Annotated in this window: 14 protein-coding genes and 1 pseudogene; 5 read left to right on the top strand and 10 right to left on the bottom strand. The window is 55.0% G+C overall.

The genetic code is table 11. From position 1 onward, the window contains the following. The first annotated feature begins 152 nt into the window (after positions 1–152). Positions 153–1,892, top strand: a complete 1,740-nt coding sequence (locus O2S87_RS15670; RefSeq protein WP_475409706.1) for a hypothetical protein — start codon at positions 153–155, stop codon at positions 1,890–1,892. A gap of 47 nt (positions 1,893–1,939) precedes the next feature. On the opposite strand, the gene O2S87_RS15675 is transcribed toward O2S87_RS15670, so the two are convergent. Beyond that, positions 1,940–2,413 (bottom strand): toxin-antitoxin system TumE family protein, encoded by a 474-nt coding sequence (locus tag O2S87_RS15675; RefSeq protein WP_475409707.1) that lies wholly within the window; start codon positions 2,411–2,413, stop codon positions 1,940–1,942. Continuing rightward, complete coding sequence (locus tag O2S87_RS15680; RefSeq protein WP_475409708.1) at positions 2,413–3,093, bottom strand: DUF7342 family protein; 681 nt, start codon at positions 3,091–3,093, stop codon at positions 2,413–2,415. The genes O2S87_RS15675 and O2S87_RS15680 overlap by 1 nt, the downstream gene beginning before the upstream one ends. Before the next feature lie 169 nt (positions 3,094–3,262). Here O2S87_RS15680 and O2S87_RS15685 point away from each other — a divergent pair, with 169 nt between their 5' ends. Beyond that, a complete protein-coding gene (locus O2S87_RS15685) occupies positions 3,263–3,646 on the top strand; it encodes a MarR family transcriptional regulator (protein ID WP_475409709.1) in 384 nt (127 codons plus the stop codon). Between the two features lie 323 nt (positions 3,647–3,969). On the opposite strand, the pseudogene O2S87_RS15690 reads toward O2S87_RS15685, so the two are convergent. Further along, positions 3,970–4,089 (bottom strand): annotated as a pseudogene (locus O2S87_RS15690) (type VII toxin-antitoxin system HepT family RNase toxin); the annotation flags it as partial. 242 nt (positions 4,090–4,331) lie between these two features. On the opposite strand from O2S87_RS15690, the gene O2S87_RS15695 reads away from it, so the two are divergent. Next, positions 4,332–4,610: a DUF433 domain-containing protein gene (locus tag O2S87_RS15695; protein WP_475409710.1), complete on the top strand. Its 279-nt coding sequence runs from the start codon at positions 4,332–4,334 to the stop codon at positions 4,608–4,610. 42 nt (positions 4,611–4,652) lie between these two features. Here O2S87_RS15695 and O2S87_RS15700 read toward each other — a convergent pair whose 3' ends face one another. The 3 genes from O2S87_RS15700 to O2S87_RS15710 form a co-directional block, all read right to left on the bottom strand. After that, positions 4,653–5,165: a PIN domain-containing protein gene (locus tag O2S87_RS15700; RefSeq protein WP_475409711.1), complete on the bottom strand. Its 513-nt coding sequence runs from the start codon at positions 5,163–5,165 to the stop codon at positions 4,653–4,655. Next, complete coding sequence (locus tag O2S87_RS15705) at positions 5,166–5,456, bottom strand: UPF0175 family protein (RefSeq protein WP_475409712.1); 291 nt, start codon at positions 5,454–5,456, stop codon at positions 5,166–5,168. A gap of 61 nt (positions 5,457–5,517) precedes the next feature. Continuing rightward, positions 5,518–6,498 (bottom strand): DUF8137 family protein, encoded by a 981-nt coding sequence (locus O2S87_RS15710; protein WP_475409713.1) that lies wholly within the window; start codon positions 6,496–6,498, stop codon positions 5,518–5,520. A 100-nt stretch (positions 6,499–6,598) separates the two neighbouring features. Between O2S87_RS15710 and O2S87_RS15715 the strand changes: the two genes are divergently transcribed. Both O2S87_RS15715 and glmS read left to right on the top strand, forming a co-directional pair. After that, the gene (locus tag O2S87_RS15715; protein WP_475409714.1) at positions 6,599–7,822 is read left to right on the top strand and encodes a sugar phosphate nucleotidyltransferase; all 1,224 of its coding nucleotides are present in this window, start codon (positions 6,599–6,601) and stop codon (positions 7,820–7,822) included. After that, a complete protein-coding gene (gene glmS / locus O2S87_RS15720; RefSeq protein WP_475409715.1) occupies positions 7,822–9,618 on the top strand; it encodes a glutamine--fructose-6-phosphate transaminase (isomerizing) in 1,797 nt (598 codons plus the stop codon). Before O2S87_RS15715 ends, glmS begins: the two co-directional genes overlap by 1 nt. A gap of 71 nt (positions 9,619–9,689) precedes the next feature. Here glmS and O2S87_RS15725 read toward each other — a convergent pair whose 3' ends face one another. The 4 genes from O2S87_RS15725 to uppS form a co-directional block, all read right to left on the bottom strand. Next, positions 9,690–10,925 carry an ABC transporter permease gene (locus tag O2S87_RS15725; protein ID WP_475409716.1) on the bottom strand — a complete coding sequence of 412 codons (1,236 nt, stop codon included), beginning with the start codon at positions 10,923–10,925 and terminating at the stop codon, positions 9,690–9,692. Next, on the bottom strand, positions 10,922–12,151 hold the full coding sequence (locus O2S87_RS15730) for an ABC transporter permease (RefSeq protein ID WP_475409717.1): 1,230 nt from the start codon (positions 12,149–12,151) through the stop codon (positions 10,922–10,924). Before O2S87_RS15730 ends, O2S87_RS15725 begins: the two co-directional genes overlap by 4 nt. Continuing rightward, entirely contained in the window at positions 12,148–12,951 is an 804-nt protein-coding gene (locus O2S87_RS15735; protein WP_475409718.1) for an ABC transporter ATP-binding protein, read from the bottom strand. Before O2S87_RS15735 ends, O2S87_RS15730 begins: the two co-directional genes overlap by 4 nt. Before the next feature lie 101 nt (positions 12,952–13,052). Further along, complete coding sequence (uppS, locus tag O2S87_RS15740) at positions 13,053–14,030, bottom strand: polyprenyl diphosphate synthase (protein WP_475409719.1); 978 nt, start codon at positions 14,028–14,030, stop codon at positions 13,053–13,055. Positions 14,031–14,418: the final 388 nt, after the last annotated feature.

Consider the following 14,418-nt stretch of genomic DNA (forward strand, 5'->3'; position numbering starts at 1 on the left):
AACTGCCGGATTTGGATGAGTTGTTGCTGTGGGCGTCGCAGAATCCAAATCCCCAGAGGGATCGGCTATGCAGACAGGTTGAATCAGGTGAGTTTGCTTTTGATCGCCACTAAACTAGAACGCATGGGCCCAATCCAAAACAACCAACATAAATGACGGCCGCACAATCAGACTCCGAAACACTCATCGAGACACTTGAGTCAGTCAGTGCCGACACCACCGTCCTCATTGAGTGGCAAGACCCCACTGGCGAGTCCCACCGCACAATCGGGACAATCGAAGCCTGTGATCGGCAGGTGTCTGCCAGAGAGCTCACCACTGAGACACAAACCTTCCTGCTCGAAGCGACAGCCGACCCACGTGGCGTTGCGGTCTCGGAACTTACCGCAACCGCTCTCAAGGGTTGTGGCCGCCTTCGTGATCTCACGTTCCTTCATCACCCCCTCGAAGTACTCCGCATCACCGACGTCGGTGTTGAGATACCCCCGCCGCTTGTTGGGTATACTGGTGAGATGTCGATTACGCCTGTCACCTCGGATCCGTATTCAGACTCGGAGATGACGTTGGATCACGCTCAGTACCAGAGTATCCACATCCACGAACCAGGATTGAAACTGTATGACCCACGACTCTCTCGAGTTCTCAATGCGTCTCTCGGCGAAGCCACCGAAACCACGGTCTTGCTCGAGCCACACGACCATGCGTTCGAACAGCAATGTGAATTCCATGACTGTCGATCCACCGGCCAGTATAGTGCCATCCAACCGACGTATGCCACCGCCGTCGTCGAGACACTCTCTGTACTAGCTTCGACACTCTCAGGGTTGGTTTCGCAGCGAACTGACCTCACCCACCCACTGCGACATCAGATGACGATCGATCTGCAGGGCTTCCAGGCCACCCTCGATGCAATACGGCCGCTACTCGAACGTGTGTCTGTCAGCGCAAGTCCACCCACTGTTGAGTCACCTACAGATGTCCAGTCTGAGAGATACCCGACAGATGCTGCTACCATCCTCATCGAGACGAGCAAGCATCACACCAACACACTCCGTGATGTTGTCGCCAACGATGAGTCGCTCTCAACACGGGAGCGTCGATACATCCTGGCCAGCATCCAGACGATACAGCATCGACTGCGTCGACTTGCCTGTTGGCTATCGCTGGCCCAAGAAAGATCGTCCGCTCAGCAGCTAAAACAGACACAGTCAGCAACAGCAAGACACCGACACGATACACTGCACAGCTCTGAACCACGCACTACAGACCCATACGAGCACCCAAATCGAAGCCACACAATGCGAGAAAACACCCCATCCACACACTCAGTAGACCAGCACGCCCACGACCCCGAAGAACACATCCGGCAGAATGGCCAGTGGCTCGAAGGCGAACTTGTTGCGGCCTTGGATCGCTGGGGATATCTAACTGATCGCCGAGAGACAGCCTACGGCCTCGAAATCGATGTCGTCGCCCGTCGACGCGACACTCAAAAGCGACCAACCGATCGACTCGTCGCCCAGTGCAAAGACTGGCGCGGTCGACCCATCACCCCAGCCGTCTTGTTTCGGTTGTGTATGCTCGGGTTTGCCTGTCGAGCAATGCCGGTGTTGTGCCATACGACGAGGCTGACTGACCGTGCCCGAAAAATCGCCGCTGACTGGGAAGTCCGAGTGCTCTCCGTCGAGGATCTCCATGCCGAGACACTGCCTGCCCCGCAGATCTATCGCTCCGAGCCAACAGATGACAATTCGGAGGCCCAGACGGTCCGCGAGACACGCGATCGCTTGCCGCTGTTGTTCAGTGGCCAGCCCAACACGCCGTTTACGTATGTGCCTGGATTCGAACCAGAGGGGGCAGCACACAAGTATCGAGCCGTCGACGACTCGTGAAGATATACGTTTTCAGGGGTAACACACCACACGGTGCGGTGTGTATGTCACGGCAATCCATTCTGAGTATTTATGACAGTTTCATCCTTCTTTTCGACCGCTGTCCACCACGTCTTCAAGACGGCAATTGTGACACGTTGAGGTGGGTGTCCACTCTCGATACAAGATCGGTTGTGTGCGTTGATATCATTGGGTGGATGAAAATGTCGAACCGGTTTATTTGTAGATTGATTCGCCTCTTCACGACCGAATCTGAATTGCAGTCCTTCTTCTCGATAGTGGTATTTGTAGTCACCATTTTCCCACCACTGAATATCGAAATATGCCCCTTTCTGATGAATTCCTGGCGCGACAGTAACCCGTGCTACTCTGACATCGTTGCCTTGCCACCGTCCGAACTGACCGCCTTTTTGATACTTGTATCGGACCTCGACGAACCCCTTGTCGAGTTGCTTGTGTATCTGCTCTACACTTTGCAAAATCGCTTCTGAATCGATTGGAGCCCCATTGCCCATCCCCATTATTGGATTGTGTGAGGGGTGTCAGCTGGGGTTGTTGCTTGTTCTCCTGTCTGTCTGTGCTCCGCTCGCATTGCAATGACGGTCTGCTGTTTTGCCTCTTTGAAACGGTATGCTGCTTTGAGGTGGCTAAGCTCTCGTTCTGCCGTCCGCCAGTGAGAGACGTCATCGAGCTCATCCTGTTTGAGCTCCCTGTCTGAAATCAAGAGTTCTTCTGGACCGGCCATATCATACTTGCTCTTGTACGCTGCGAGTTCCTGTTTGACTCGCTGGATTTGATCCACTAATGTTTCGCTACCAGCGAGTTGCCTAATCTGTTTGAGAAGGTGCCAATCTGGGTCTCGGGAGTACAACTTTCCGGACTCTGTTTGCTGGCTACTAACGATACCTTCCGCAGCAAGCCCATTAAGCGTCTCTCTCGCCTTCGTTTCTGAGACAAGAGATGTATCTGCGATATCGCTCGCTGATTCCAGACTTGTTGTATTGTTGATCACCGTGCGAATGCGCTCGTTCGCAGTGGTCTTGCTTTTCCACTCTGCGGCTGCGAACTCATCGATGTCCTCAAACTCATCGGCAGCAACAGTGAACGGGTCAATATCATCTACAGTGACCAGTTCGTCCGGTAGTTCTTCTTCGGTGGGGAACTCATTGGGTTCGTCAGGGTACGTCGTCTCTTCGGTCATACACCACTCTACGGCTCTGACACACATATAAATTTCTAACTCAGATATATGGTTTTTGGGCTTTGATCTCGTCGACTTTGCCGATGCCCACTCACGGTGTAGTTGTGACAAATTAAAGTGACTTACAGGAATTGCTATAAGACACAAAGAGCTACATTAGGATACAACTATGCCTGTCCATCTTAACACCCACGAACCCGACGTCGAACTCACGCCCGGGACAGCCAAATCCGACATAATCGCATTCCTCTACGACAACACCGAACTCGGTTTCAAACCCAAAGAACTCGAAGACCACCTCGAACTCCCCCATGGCACCGTCACCACAACGCTCACGCGACTCTACAACGATGGCTTCATCGGGAAAACTCGGGACAGCCACTACCACGCGCTCGATCACCGTGAAGACCTTCACCGGTACGTCGCCAGCCTTGAGCAACTTGAGAGAATGTTCGAAGACAAAGAATACGTAGGAATACCAACGGAAGACGTGGACGAAGACGAGCTTGACGCCGAGATTACCGAGTTGGAAGCCGAGCTAGAGGATGAGTAAATACCCGATAGGGACAATCTGTTGGGCGGTTGACCCAACCGGTGCCCACGAACAACGTCCTGTTGTTATTCTCTCACACGAAAAACACCCATTTAGTTCGATTGATCGACGTCGGTCAGACACGACGACGAGCCTGTCAGTTGACCGTGGACAACAGCTGTCCACGTGAGTGGTGATCAATCACTGGGTGAGCGTTCAATTCGCTCGCCGAATCACAGTCGACAAATAGCGTTCCCCCAATGGACAAGTAGCTGATTAGTATCCATTTTCGGCGATACCCTCCCAATCAACGCTACTCCCTGCCAAATCCTCGTCAGAGTCGACTACTCGTAGTCCCGAACCCACTCGGCGACTTGCTGGCTGTACGTATCATACACCCCAAGGCCTGTTTGGAGCGTCTCGTACACTGTTTCGGGATCGACGTGGCCGTATTCGTGTGCAAGGACGTTTGTAAACTACCCTACCCTCAAGGACTAAGGCGCGTGTGCGCCGAAGGAGTAGGGTAGGGTAGTTTACTCAGATATCGATATCGAACATCGACTACGTGTTGTGCGTGCTGGTCGCGAACACTCGGATTCTGCGTAGGCCCGGTGGTCTGTCTAACGCTGTGGCTCTGGCGTCGTCATGCATTTGAAGAACACTCAGCGAACGCTTATGTAGTGAACGACCAAACAATACCGTACTTATGACAACCATCGTACAATCCAACGACGTACTCGGTGGTGAACCCCGTCTCGAAGGGACACGTGTGAGTGTGTTTGATATTTATGAACTCGTAATCGACGGCGGAAATTCACCTGCAGATATTGCAGATCAACTCGATCGATCACTTGGTGAGATCTACACGGCACTCGCATACTATCATGAGCATCCCGAAGAGATGCGGCAACTTCGCCGTGAACGTGAGGAGCTACAAACTGCACTCGCTGCAAGTGCATTGCAACCCCCCGAACCAGCACAGTGACAGTCAGGTTTTGTACCGATGAGGACGTGCCCAGTGTGTTTATCAATCCAAAACTGAATCGAGTTTCTGAACGATTTTCGCATACATACTGGGTGAACAGTACCATCCCGCTTCTACCATCCCGTCGATCACTGTTCGTGCGTCGTCGACACTGATAACGTTCTGGCTAGCAAGGGACAACACAAGGTACGCAGTGCCTCGTGTCGTGATTCCCTCGGTCGATGCGACGTCGCGTCCATATGTCTCGTCCATCACGGCTACACCGTCGTGTGTGTGTGCACAGGCCAACACAGCGACATCAGCGTCGCTTAGCTTAGGGTTGCGTTGTACTCGCGAAAAGAACTCACCGTCGTCCACTGACATCCTACTGAAGAGACCATCCTCGACACTCCGTTCAATACGCCGAGCATCCGGATAGCCGTGTTCGATGCCTGCCTCTACTACTTCGGAATAGACTCGCTTTGGAATAACACACGGTGCTTCGAGGTGTGAGACCAGTGTGAGCTGGTCGACTTTCGCAAGGTAGATGAGTGGCGTTGCATCGAAGACCCACATTCAGAGTGCCTCTAGGTCGTCATCGAGGTGCTCGTCGGCTACCCACGTGATATCGTGGTCTTCAGCCAGCTGCGCAAAATCCCAGACAGACATCTCTACGAGTTCAGCTGCCTTGCTGAACGTCACCTTCCCATCCGATAGTTGTTCGAGTGCCTGTTGTCGACGCCAGTCTTCGAGACTCTCTGAGAGCAGTTTTCGAACTGCTGTACTTCGATCAAGATTTTCGCCTTTGAGATATGCCTCAAGCTCAGTCTCTAACTCGTCGGGCACTCGTGCGGAAATTGTCCCCATGCTGTTTGCTATGTTTGCAATGTATACAAATGCTTCGACGGAGAGAGTTGATCGTAACCCACTACCATCGAAGTTCGAGATCTTCGAAGTCCCAGTCCTCTGGGAGCTGGGTGTCGTGACCACAGGCGGAGATCGTTTCGCGGAGCTGTCGTTCGGTTTCAGGCTCAAACGAGAAAGTGAACTCGCGGTCAAACTCATCGGTGATCTCCCAACCACGGGGGAACAGCGACCAATCAGGTTCTCCCTCAAAATGAGCGAGTCCATCAAGCACGAAGCCGATTTCTTCGGCGGTTTTGATTAGTTCACAGTACAGTGAGACTGCTGTTTGATCAGCATACAGGGCACGTTTTGCTGCGGCTGCGGCCCAGATATCGTTGTCTGGGACAGCACTGAGGATTCGTTCGTCGACATCGATCTCTGAATGTCCAACTGCCCATCCGATGTGATGGGACTCTTCAGCTGCGATTTCGAAGGTTTCGGTGTCGTAGGTCTGTATCGATGCAAGGAACTCAACCGCGTCGACTGGAATGGCATCGACACCATCGGTCAAGCGTGTCCGAATCAGACTACGGGCGACGAGGTTAGCAACGACAGCCGTGGCATCCGAAAGCATGTTATCTGCTCGATGATCGTATGCATCGATCACATCGGTAACAAAGGGCCACCCCGCTGTGCGACAGACATTGTCGATCCGATCGACTACGGGTTCGTAGTAGGTCCAGAAAACGGCCCGATAGCTGTCTCCGTTGTCGTCGATATCGAGTGCCTCTTGCAGTTCCCGTTCGTAGTTGGCAAGCAGACTAACTACTTTGGTCTCGTCGTGACTGTTCTGTGTCGTCTCGAGTAAATCTGTGAACGTCTCATCGACAGTCTCAACTGCGAGGGACTCACGCTCGCGCCGCCGCTGATCACCGCGTTCAGACATCCAGTTGTCGAGATCAAAGGTCGTATCTTCAGCCGATCTGTCGGCTGCACAGTCATGGAGTCGCAGTGCGCTCAATGTCTCGAAGCGCTCATCGCAGTCCGTACAGCTGTGAGGCATACGCTGATATTCGTTAGTAGATTTATAAATGTCATCGCGTCAGATTAATAAATTCACTACAAAAATAACTGTTAAGACAAATGTCCTCAATTAAATACATATGGCTGAACTTCCCCCAAAAGACTCTTCTGGGCCGTCTTCGGCAGTTGTTTTGGCCGCTGGCGAAGGCACCAGACTCCGGCCACTCACCGCAAACAGACCAAAACCGATGTTGCCAGCTGGCACTCGCCCTATTCTTGAACACGTTCTCAACGCCGTCATCGAAGCAGGCGTCGACGAGATTCACCTCGTCGTCGGCTATCGAGCCTCGAGAGTCCGCTCGCATTTCGGTCCGCGTTACCGCAACACGCCAATCGAATACCACACCCAAAACAACCAACTCGGCAGTGGACACGCTCTCTTGGAAGCCCGCGATGGCCCCGAAGGCTCGTTCCTCTTGGTCAACGGCGACCAGGTGATCGACCACCGGATTGTCGAGGCAGTCAAACACACCCACACGGACCAGGCTGCAACGCTGGCCGTTGTCGAAGGCGAACAAGCGCCACAGTACGGTGCGGTCACACTGAAGGGCCAAACAATCACCGACCTCATCGAACAGCCACAGACGGGCGACTACCGGCTGTTCAATGCGGGTGTGTACGCGTTCGACCAGACGATCTTCGAGACGCTCGAGACGCTGGCGCTCGACCGTGGGACACTCCCGCTGACCGACGGTATTAGCCACCTTCTGGAAACCGACCAAACGGTACGTGCCGTCCGTACCGACGAGTTTTGGATGGATGCCACCCACCCGTGGGACCTACTCACACTCTCGCGGGAACTGTTAGTCCGCGGCTGGGTGGACCCCCCAGAGACACACCCAGCCTCAAGCATCTACGTCGACAACACAGCCAACATTCACCCGGATGCAACACTCGTCGGACCGGTAGTCGTCGACCAAGACGCCGTGATCGAAGCGGGCGCCGTAGTCGGACCCAACACCGCCGTTGGTGCGAACGCAACGGTCGGTGCCAACAGCGTTCTCAAAGACGCAGTCGTCGACACCGGAACCACACTCGGTCCAAACTCGACGGCAATCGACTGTGTGACTGGCCAAGATTGCGAGATACACGCCAATCTCACCGTCGCTGGAGGCCCAGCAGACGTCATTCTCAACGAAACCGTCTACAGTAACGTCGATCTCGGTGGCGTTTTGGCAGACAGAGTCACCGTTGGTGGCAATACAACGCTTGAGCCGGGTGCGTTAGTCGGTCCAGATACACAGATTGGCCCCGCCGTCGTCGTACGTGGCACAATCAACGCAAACAGCGAGGTGGTCCGGTAATGTGTGGCATCGTCGGCTGTATTGGACGGGGAGACGAAACACAAGATGTGCTACTCGATGGACTTCGGAGTCTCGAATACCGAGGCTACGATTCGGCTGGTATCGCTTTGGGACCCACAATCGAGGTCGTCCGTCGTTCTGGGGAACTTGAGGAACTCGAAGATGCTCTCACCACCACACCCCCAGCGGGAACGTTTGGGATCGGTCACACACGCTGGAGTACCCACGGGCCGCCGACTGACGCCAACGCCCATCCCCATACTGATGAGACCGGACGGGTCGCGGTTGTCCACAACGGAATTATCGAAAACTACAGTGAGATCAAAGCAGAGCTTGAAGCCCACGGCACATCCTTTACAAGTGAGACCGACACCGAGGTCATCCCACACCTCATTGCCCAAGCCTTAGAGCGTGGTGTCGACCCCGAGACGGCGTTTCACGATACCATCGACCGTCTCGAAGGCAGCTACGCGATCGCCGCCATCATTGAGGGAACTGAGACGATCTTTGCGGCCCGACAGGGCTCGCCACTGGTCGTCGGCGTCGGTGAGACTGCGACCTTCCTTGCAAGCGATGTGCCAGCCTTCGTCGAACACACCCGCGAGGTGGTCTTTCTCGAAGACGGCCACCGAGTCATCGCCACACCCGACGGCTACACCATCCTCGATGGGGACCGCGAACCGGTCGATGTCGCCGTCGAGACGGTCTCATTTACAGCCGACGACACGGGAAAAAGCGGCTATGACCACTACATGCTCAAAGAAATTCATGAGCAGCCTACTTCGCTTCGCCAGTCCTTTTCGGGACGGATCGACGCCCTCGAGGGAACGATCACACTCGAAGAAGTTGAGGCAATCCCACAGCCGGATGCGGTTCAGTTTGTCGCCTGTGGAACCTCCTATCATGCGGCGTTGTATGGCGCGGCCTTGCTTCGAGACCGGGGGGTTCCCGCCGAAGCATATCTCGCCAGCGAGTACGCGCTGTCGCCGCCGCCGCTTTCGTTGGGAACGCTCGTCGTCGGGATCACCCAAAGCGGCGAGACCGCCGACACGCTGGCCGCGCTCAGAAACGCAAACAGTCGCGGGGTCAGCACGCTCGCGTTGACCAACACGGTCAACTCGACGGCCGCCCGCGAGTGCGATCACGCCGTCTACATCCGTGCGGGCCCAGAGATTGGGGTGGCGGCGACCAAGACGTTTTCTTCACAGCTTGTGGGATGTACCCTCTTAGTCGAGGAACTGGTCGACACATCGTCTGATCTCCGCCCGTTGATCGAGTCGCTTAGAGACCTTCCAGGCGATGTTCAAGAAGTACTGGATACCTCCCGGGCCCACTCGTTGGTCGAGGAGTACGCCGACAGCGAAGCTTACTTTTTCATCGGTCGTGGAACCAACGTCTCGGTCGCGCTCGAAGGTGCACTCAAATGCAAGGAGATCAGCTACGAACACGCCGAGGGATTTCCAGCAGGCGAACTCAAACACGGCCCGCTCGCGTTGGTCACTTCCAAAACACCTGTGTTTGCGGTCCTCACCGGCGACGACGAACGCGCCCAAAAGACACTCGGCAATATCAAAGAAGTCCAAGCCCGCGGTGCGCCCGTCATTGCGGTGACTGATGGGCACTCCGATGCCACAGAGATCGCCGACGAAACGCTGGAGATCCCCGAAACCAACGAGCGTGTGGCACCGATTCTTGCGAACGTCCAACTCCAGTTGTTCTCGTATTATTTGGCCGACGCGCTGGGTCGACCGATCGACAAGCCACGCAACCTCGCGAAAAGTGTCACGGTCGAATAATCGTCTCAACTATGTGTCTGGGTGAGGTGGCTCATACTACGGAACACATAGCCGACGTCGGTCCTTGGATTTCATCCTAACGCTTCGAGCGTCTCAAGCCGTGAAATCCGCCATGCTACAATAGCAGCCGAGAGGGTTCCAACCACGGTTGCAATCCCAAAACCGACAACTAACATCTCAGTCGGCACTTGCACGAGCCCCTCGAATCCGACGAGTCTCTCGGCAACCTGGTTGAGAAGTCCAGCCAACGGCGGCGTAAGTCCAACACCAAAAATCCCACCAGCGATCCCGATGACCAGCCCCTGGCCAGCGATGAGCCTGACGAGCGTCGATTGTGACATGCCTGTGGCCTGTAATGCGGCTAACGTTTCGCGCTGTTGATACACCACGAGTCCCAATAGGTTCGTCGTCAGCGCCAGCCCCGCAATAAACGAAAGAACAACCAAGGTAACCCCACCGGCTAACACGAGGGCTTGATTCTGTACAACCGATTCCAACTGCTCTTGGTTACTCCGAACGGTATACTCCGGATACTCGTCTTGAATCCGCTGTTGGACGGCCTCAATATCTGCGCCATCCTCCGCCGTAACGGTGATAAACGTCGCCGAATCCCTGTTTGTCGTCCCCGTCACGGTTTGCAACTCACTGAGCGGCATCGTCACTGTTGGCGTGCCGACGAACTGTGAGAACGTATCGGTCACCCCGACGACGGTGAATTCATTCGATCGCGCACTCGAAAGTGTTCCACCAATATACAGTGTGTCACCGACTTCAACGTCATAGTCCTCGGCGGTTTCGGTATCGATCATCACCTCATGGCTCATTGATCCATTGTAGTTTCCATCGGCATAGTGGCCAGCCGACGATGGAAATGCCTCTCCTTCAGCTATCGAGACCGAAGAGCCCGAACCGGTGACGCCGGTCCCGATTATCGTCGAAAAATCGTCTGTGCTGTCGCTTACGTAAATCGTTTGGAATCCGATCGGAACCGCATTTTTTACCCCCTCTATTTCTTCAATCTCCGTATCAACTTCATGGGCATCATATAGCGTGTTTTCGAACCCTCCACTCGATGCCGACAGTCCGACGGGACCACTACTGACCCAGAGATCGCGGTCCGCAGAATCGAGCTGGGATTCGCCTGTCTCGAAGACACCAGCTCCCACCCCCGCAAGCAGCGTCGTCGACAACACCGCCAGTATGATCCCAATGATCGCAAACGTGGTTCGCAGACGGTTGCGCGTTAGCTGTGCGACGACGATCCCGGCGGTCGCCCGAGTTCGCCGAGCCCACTGCAAGAGACTCACTGGCCCACCTCCGAAGCCTGTCCGACACGAGACAACAACAGTGCCAAATACGGCAGCACAAACAGACCGATGACCCCCGAAATCACAAACCCGAAGGCGATCACAAGTGGATCAGCTGATGCGACATCACCACTAGTTAACGTCTGGCGAGCGACGATATTTGTCAGCCGAATCCCACCTAGCCCGAGGATTACGCCGATGACACCCCCAACCGCCGTAATCATGAGGATCTCACCAGCCAACAATCCGAATCGCGTCCGTCGTGAAACCCCGATGGCCGCAAGGGTAGCGAGTTTTCCACGATCGGCGGCCACCGACAGCCCGGTTGTCGTCATCACAAACAACGTTCCGATGACGATTGCGATGATGGCTGCAGTAATCGACAACGCAAGAGGAAGTTCTTCATCAAAGACTGCTTGTGCGTTGAGCCCTGCCCGCGTCGAGACCTCAGATCGCGGATACAACTCGGCTAACGTCGGCTCAATATCCGGGTCAGTCGAACTGACGACAATCTGTCCGGCCTCGTCGTTACTATCGCTTCCCGTAATCGCCTGCAGTTCGCTCAACTGCATTACAGCGATTGGAAACTGGCTTCCTGACTGTTCGGCCTCACCGACATTAGTAACCGAAAAGTTCCGCTCTGCACCGGCCTGTGGGCGTGTTACATTCACCCGGTCGCCTTCGTTTGCTGACAACAGCTCTGCAGCACCCGACGATAGTACGACCTCGCCGGTCCACGTTTCATTGCTATAGTATGGGTCGCCAGCTGTGAGCCCCTCGGTCGTCGTATCGGCAATTTCGTCGAACTCTGAGTGGCCGACGATCCCAACTGCCAGTATGTACTCTCCCTCCCCCGACTCAGTTTCGAGACGGATTGGTTGTTGCAACACTGGCGAGGCATACTCAATCGACTCCGATTCTGAGAGCTCTGCAGCCGTTGGATGCACCGAACCAAACTTGGTGGTTTCGGCTTCAACGAGGGCGGATGAACTGCCATCCGTTTCGGGCGTAATCCAGTAATCAACGTTCTCGCTGTAGACCGTCGATTGGGTTGCGATCCCGACACCGATACCGGTGACGACGACCATAAGACCGACCGCAAGAGCGACGCCCCCAACGCTCAGCCATGTGCGGCCGGGGGCCGTTTGTGTCGCCCGGACATACATGCGTCGGAGACTGACGCCGAAGAGTCCGCGTAGCCGCAGCAACAGACGTAGTATGTTCATTCGTTGTCCCCGTTGTTCGTCGGTGCTGACTGTTGGGGTGGGTTGCTTTCTTCAGGTCTTTCGGCCCCAGAGAGTTCTTCTATCTCTTCGATCCGGCCGTCGCGCATCCGAACGAGTCGGTCAGCTATCGCCAACGTCGGTTCGTCGTGTGAGGCGATCACGACGGCGGCATCGAATTCGGTTGCAACTGCCCGAAACCGTGAGAGTACACGTTCGCCGGTTTGGGTATCGAGTTCGCCGGTCGGCTCATCGGCGATGATGAGATCCGGTTCGGTCACCAACGCCCGTGCAATTGCGACACGTTGTTGTTCGCCGCCGCTGAGCTGTGTCGGTCGGTGTGTGATACGGTCGCCAAGCCCCATCGCCTCTAAGAGTTCGGTCGCCCGTTGGCGTCGTTCGCCTTTCGGTCGACCGAGTTCGACAAGCGGCAGGGCGACGTTGGCACGCGCCGACAGCGAGTCGAGTAAATGAAAGTGCTGAAAGACAATCCCGACGTGATCGAGTCGGTGGCGAGTTCGAGCCCGCTCTGAGAGCGAACTCAGATCGGTCCCGTCGAACGAGACGGTTCCTGTCGTCGGCGTATCGAGACCTGCTAACAGATGCAACAATGTTGATTTCCCGCTCCCACTTGGTCCCGCACAGCCGACGATTTCGCCGCGGAGGATCTGTAGATCAATATCCGAAAGCGCAGTGACTGTCGGCACATCGGAATCGTTCCTACTAAACCAGCGACTTCGATTCCCACCGAGTTTGTAGGACCGACTGAGATTCTTACAGCGGATAAGTGGAGCTTGTGACATACGAATTCGATTAGTTATCATTCATAACGACTGTCGCAGATGAAAGTGTTTCGACACTGGCTGGTCGGCTACAAACGGAGAAGAGAGTGATCAGATCAGTGTCAATCGGCTGGCTCTGTGCGTGTGGTATCTATCTCGGGGGAGGTAGACTCTTTCGACGCGGCTGATTGCGGGTTCGGAAGTTCATTGACGATTTTTTCGATACTGCGGTCAGGCAGCTGATTGCGGAGTCGACAAATGATCTCACGGGCCTCGGCTAATTCAACTTCACTGAGTGCCTGCATGAGCGTGATTGCGCGGTCGACCTTCGTCCGTTGCCACGACTCCTCGCGAGATTCGTAGGTACGAATCGCTCGGAGAAAATCGACTTTCGAGAACTCCGGCCAGTATGGCGCACAAAAATAGACGGCCGCCTCGTTGCCGTTGGCATGCCACGGCAGGAAGTTCGAGGTGCGCTCGTCGCCGCCCGTGCGGATAATAAGATCGACATCCCGAATCGGCCGGCGGTAGAGATGGGCCTCGATCGTTTCGACATCGATCTCTTCGGGTACGAGCTTTCCCGCGTCGACGGCGGCAGTCACATCGTGAGCCGCACGAAGCAGTTCGTTGCGTCCCCCATAGGCCAAGGCGACGTTGAGCTCGAATCCGTCGTAGCCTTCCGTTCGGGTTTCGGCGTAGGCGATTGCCTCCTGAACACGTTCGGGAAGCCGTTCGATCTCACCGATAGCCCGAATACAGACCTCCGCATCGTGTACTCGCTTGCTGTCGGCAAGTTCGTACAACTTTGATTCTATTATATCGAACAGGGGTTCGCGCTCCTCGGGCGGCCGGTTGAAGTTCTCGGTCGAAAACGCATACAGCGTTAGCTCCGCAATATCGAGTTCCTCACACCAATTGAGTACCTGTTCGGAAGTGCTCGCACCCGCACGGTGGCCTTCGGGCGTTTTGGCGCCCTGTTTGCGAGCATACCGGCGGTTTCCGTCTTGGATAATCCCGACGTGTGTCGGCCCGTCGCCGATTTCACGGCGGAGTACATGCTCGTATGCCCGCTGTAGTTGCCGACGCAACCACGAATACATCTACCTATGACTGTTTTTTGTGGCTATAATATTCTTGCTCATACAGTTTCAGTAACCAGTGGTGCAGATCAAATTTACACTATACCCTCAAAACCCGGACGGTTGTCTGGAAAGACACACCCACCACTGTTTCAGCAGTTTAGATCCAATGTCGGTCTGCTCATTGGTTGGTAGAGATACTGACCCTATTTAACTGGAATTAGGTGCTAAGTCCCCTTCCTCAAGGAGCAACGCAGAGAGCGAAGCGACCGAGTAGCGTTAACGAGAGCTTGAGTGGTCTGCGCTATGTTTGAATCTACGGAGCGCGTATAGGCGCTAATGAAGGCTTCTCGTCGGACCAAGTTGGTGAAACATCTGTCGGAAAAAGAGCTTGATGACGCGATCAATG

It is taken from the genome of Halohasta sp. A2 (assembly GCF_056175805.1).